The sequence below is a fragment of the Mesorhizobium sp. WSM4844 genome, assembly GCF_055811775.1.
Window position 1 is genome coordinate 1 of the sequence record NZ_JBVVQB010000116.1, and the last position, 4,299, is coordinate 4,299.

At 64.2% G+C, this 4,299-nt stretch carries 5 protein-coding genes; 4 read left to right on the top strand and 1 reads right to left on the bottom strand.

All coding sequences use genetic code 11. The features are described from left to right. Positions 1-59: 59 nt before the first annotated feature. Positions 60-881, bottom strand: coding sequence for a tetratricopeptide repeat protein (locus AC0L2A_RS35790; RefSeq protein ID WP_473518148.1), 822 nt, complete (start codon positions 879-881; stop codon positions 60-62). Positions 882-1,000: 119 nt separating this feature from the next. On the opposite strand from AC0L2A_RS35790, the gene AC0L2A_RS35795 reads away from it, so the two are divergent. The 4 genes from AC0L2A_RS35795 (at position 1,001) to AC0L2A_RS35810 (ending at position 4,095) form a co-directional block, all read left to right on the top strand. Continuing rightward, positions 1,001-2,365, top strand: a complete 1,365-nt coding sequence (locus tag AC0L2A_RS35795) for a leucyl aminopeptidase family protein (RefSeq protein ID WP_473612888.1) — start codon at positions 1,001-1,003, stop codon at positions 2,363-2,365. A gap of 62 nt (positions 2,366-2,427) precedes the next feature. After that, the gene (locus AC0L2A_RS35800; protein WP_027151718.1) at positions 2,428-2,778 is read left to right on the top strand and encodes a MarR family winged helix-turn-helix transcriptional regulator; all 351 of its coding nucleotides are present in this window, start codon (positions 2,428-2,430) and stop codon (positions 2,776-2,778) included. A gap of 32 nt (positions 2,779-2,810) precedes the next feature. Then, a complete protein-coding gene (locus AC0L2A_RS35805) occupies positions 2,811-3,680 on the top strand; it encodes a C40 family peptidase (protein WP_473612889.1) in 870 nt (289 codons plus the stop codon). A gap of 211 nt (positions 3,681-3,891) precedes the next feature. After that, on the top strand, positions 3,892-4,095 hold the full coding sequence (locus tag AC0L2A_RS35810) for an endonuclease domain-containing protein (RefSeq protein ID WP_473612891.1): 204 nt from the start codon (positions 3,892-3,894) through the stop codon (positions 4,093-4,095). Positions 4,096-4,299: the final 204 nt, after the last annotated feature.

The following is a 4,299-nucleotide window of genomic DNA, read 5'->3' on the forward strand; positions in this document are numbered from 1 at the left end:
CCGCAGCAGCGCTCCGAGGTAACTGCATGTCGCCGGTTCGGCACCGGGACGAGCCGCGGTCAGTTGGTGGCGGGCTTTGTCTTGTCCTGGTCCTTGAGCTGGCTCCAGGCGTTCTGCTGGGCGAGCATCTGGCGAAGGTAAGTCACGTTCGCCTGCGCCTGTTCGGGCGACAGCTCCTGCGAGGCGATCTTCTCGGCCTCGTCGAAGCGGCCCTGCAGGCCGACGACCAGCGCCAGGTTCTGGCGGACGCGGCTGTCGGCATTCGGCTGCTGGGCGGCCGAGCGCATATAGGTTTCAGCCGTGCGCAGGTCACCTTCCAGCACATAGGACATGCCGAGATTGGAAAGGATCGAAGGTTCGTTCGGCTTGAGGTCAAGCGCCTTGCGGTAATTCTGGCGCGCCGGGTCTCTCTGGCCAAGCTGGTCGAGAATAGCGGCTTCCGCCGACACCAGCTTCCAGTCGGGATATTCCGGTGTCTGCGCGCGGCGCACCGCATCGAGCGCCGGCTCGAACTGCCCGTTGGCGGCAAGTGCCTTGCCATAGGCGGCGAGCACGTCGCGGTCCTTCGGCAGCGCGATCGCCAGTTTGCGCATCACGGCGAGCGACTGGTCGGCGTCGCCATCCATTTGCAGCGCCGCGGCGTAATTCGTCGCGATCCGCTTGTCGTTGGGGTTCTTGGCGTAGGACTGACCCAGCGCGATCGTCGCCTTGTGCAACTCGCCGGCTGACATGGTTTCCAAGGGTTTGCCGCTGGGGCGTCCGATCGAGCCGGTCGTCAGCTTGCTGGTCCCGCAGCCTGCAACGCTGGCCGCGAGCGCTATTATGAACGCCGTGGTGATCAGCCGCTTGGCCGTGGCGTTGGTCATGCGGTTGGTCGGCATCTGCACCAGGGCCTCCATTCGTCAAATTGGCTTTTACGTGGCCATCTTCCCTCCCGCAGAAATATTCTGTTAACCCTAACGGATCGTTAAAAGCCGACTCGGAAGCCGGAGATCATCGAATGCCAGTCGAACTCATCGAGGAAAAACTGAAGACCACTTTGCCGGTGTATCTGGTGGCGAAGGATCGACTGGATGCGGCAGGGCTTGCCTCCTCCTCGCGCGCCTGGGCCAGGGCCAACGGCTTTTCCGGTCAGGCCGGCCGGACGCTGATCCTGCCCGACGAAAACGGCGCGCTTGCCGGCGCCCTGTTCGGCACGGGCGATGGCGAAGGCGCGCTTGCCATCGGCGCGCTGGCGAGAGCCTTGCCCGCAGGCGACTGGCATTTCGCTTCCACACTGGCCGAGCCGGAAATCGCGGCCATCGCATTGGCGCTCGGCGGCTATGTCTTCACCCGCTACGGCAAAAAGCCTGGCAAGACGCTGCGTTTCTCGCTGCCGCCCGGCGCTGAAGCGGCTTATGTTCGCCGCATCGCCGAGGGCGTCTTCCTGACGCGCGATCTGGTCAACACGCCGACCAGCGACATGGGACCGGACGAGCTGGAGAAGGCCGTTCGGACGCTGGCCGGGACGCACGACGCCGAAGTGTCGGTGACCAGGGGCGACGACCTGCTCAAGAACAATTTCCCGATGATCCATGCGGTCGGCCGCGCTTCATCAGGCGAACCGCGGCTGATCGACATGATCTGGGGACCGGAGAGCGCCCCGAAGGTGACGCTGGTCGGCAAGGGCGTCTGCTTCGACACCGGTGGTCTCGACATCAAGCCGTCCTCGGGCATGCTGTTGATGAAAAAGGACATGGGCGGCGCGGCCAACGTGTTGGGCCTCGCCTCGATGATCATGGCCGCCGGGCTGAAGGTCCGGCTGCGTGTGCTGATCCCGGCGGTCGAAAATTCGATTGCTGGCAACGCCTTCCGGCCCGGCGACGTGCTGGTGAGCCGCAAGGGCATCACCGTCGAGATCGGCAACACCGACGCCGAGGGACGGCTGGTGCTGGCGGACGCCTTGGCACTGGCAGACGACGACGAGCCGCAACTGCTGATCGACATGGCGACCTTGACCGGGGCTGCTCGCGTCGCGCTCGGTCCCGATCTGCCACCGTTCTACACCGGCGATGAAGCGCTGGCCTCCGACCTGGCTGCGGCATCCGTCGCCGTCGAGGATCCACTGTGGCGCATGCCGCTGTGGAAACCCTATGGCGCAAAGCTGTCGTCGAAGATCGCCGACATCAACAATGTCACGTCAGACAGTTTCGCCGGCTCGATCACCGCGGCGCTTTTCCTGAAACGCTTCGTCGAGAAGACCGCCGTCTGGGCGCATTTCGACATTTTTGCCTGGAACCCGTCCGATCGTCCGCAGGGCTTGGCCGGCGGCGAGGCGCAAGGCATCCGCGCGCTGGAAAGGGTTATTTCGAAACGCTACGCCTGACAGCTCCTGTTCAGCACGAGGACTGAAACGGAACCGAAACAATTTGCCGTCATTCTGGCCGGATGTCGATTTCGATGCGCCCGAGTCAGGCCTTGCGACTGTGGCAGCAGGTGATGCTGCACCAAGTGCGCGACGATGCGCCGGACCTCACCATGCGCCAGACGGCGATCCTGTTCACGATCTATCTCGATCCACCGCCGCATACGGTGCGCGGGCTCGCCGCGCGGCTCAATGTCACCAAGCCGGTGATCACCCGGGCGCTCGACACGATGGGCGCAATGAAGCTGGTTTCGCGCCATCGCGATGAGCTCGACAAGCGCAACGTGCTGGTCAAGCGAACCGTGGAAGGTGCTCTCTTTGTCGAGCGCTTCGGCGATGTTATCATCGCCAGAGCCCAGGAATTGCCCATCTGACCGAACCGCCCTTCTGACACCGAGTTGCCGATTTGACCGCCAGGGATGCCCGCCTTCACGCCTTCCGTTCCGATCTCGCCGATGCCAGGCTGGAGGGCGAGGTCGCCGCCGATCGCTTCGTCGCCGGGCGGCCAGCGCGGATTTCAGCCGCAGTGGCCGATATCCGCAAGGCGCCGCGGCCGGATGCCGGCGTCAACACGCAAGCCCTGTTCGGTGACGACGTCCTCGTCTTCGAAGATGCCGAGGGCTGGGCCTGGATCCAGTCGGAGCGCGACGGCTATGTCGGCTATGTCGGCTATGTCGCCGACACCGTGCTGGGCGGACGGGACCATGCGCCCACCCATGTCGTCTCGGTGCCGCGCACCTTCCTCTATCCGGGACCTGATTTGCGGCTTCCGCTGAGCGGGCAACTGTCGATGGGATCGGCGCTGACGGTGACCGGCGCGGCAGAAACGCGCGGCACGCATTATGCGTTGCTGCCGTCCGGCGAGGCAGTCATCTCAGGCCATCTCAGGCCTGTCGGAGAGCCGGCTGCCGACTATGTCGCGGTCGCGGAAACTTTTCTCGGCACCCCCTATTTGTGGGGCGGCGCCTCCGGCTTCGGCATCGATTGCTCCGGCCTCGTGCAATTGGCGATGTACATGACCGGCAGGCAAGTGCTGCGCGATTCCGACATGCAGGCGGCGACCATCGGCGAGCCGCTCGACCCGGGCCCGGATCTTGCCGGGCTGCGGCGCGGCGACCTGGTGTTCTGGAAAGGCCATGTCGCTGTCATGACCGATCCGGAAACGATGATCCATGCCAACGGCCACACCATGCTGGTCTCGCGTGAAGGGTTCAGGCAAGCCGTCGCCCGCATCGGCTATCTCTATGGCGGTCCGACAGGGTTTAGGCGGCCGTAGCGCAAGCGCTTTTCCTTCTCTAATCACCAACGTTGCAGGATTGGCGGCCAAAGCGAAGCTGCCGATCTCCCCCCAAGTGGGGGAGATGTCCGGCAGGACAGAGGGGGGCGCCGTAGAGCGCCAACCTCAATACGGACCGAGCACTGACCAAATGCCTCACACGCCACTGCCTCCGCGAAATCGCGCAAATGCCAAATCGATGCGCAAAGCCATGACCGACGCCGAACTGAAGCTTTGGAACGAGCTTCGCGCGCATCGGCTGATGGGGCTTGGCTTCCGCCGACAATTTCCGATCGCTGGTTACATCGTCGACTTCGCTTGCCCGGACAAGAAGCTCGTCGTCGAAGTCGATGGTTCGCAGCATGCCGAAGCCAATACAGGCGACGAGGCGACAATGTCTGCCAGCATATTGTGATCGAGGCGGGGCTCGCCGGTGCGACTTGATACGCCGGCGGGACAGCGCCCCCCTCTGTCCTGCCGGACATCTCCCCCACTTGGGGGGAGATCGGCAGTTCCGCCGACAGCGCCTCTTTTTCGAGGTTGGCGATTGGCGAAATCAAAGATGACGGCCAATCTCCCCCCTTGTGGGGGAGATGTCCGGCAGGACAGAGGGGGGCGC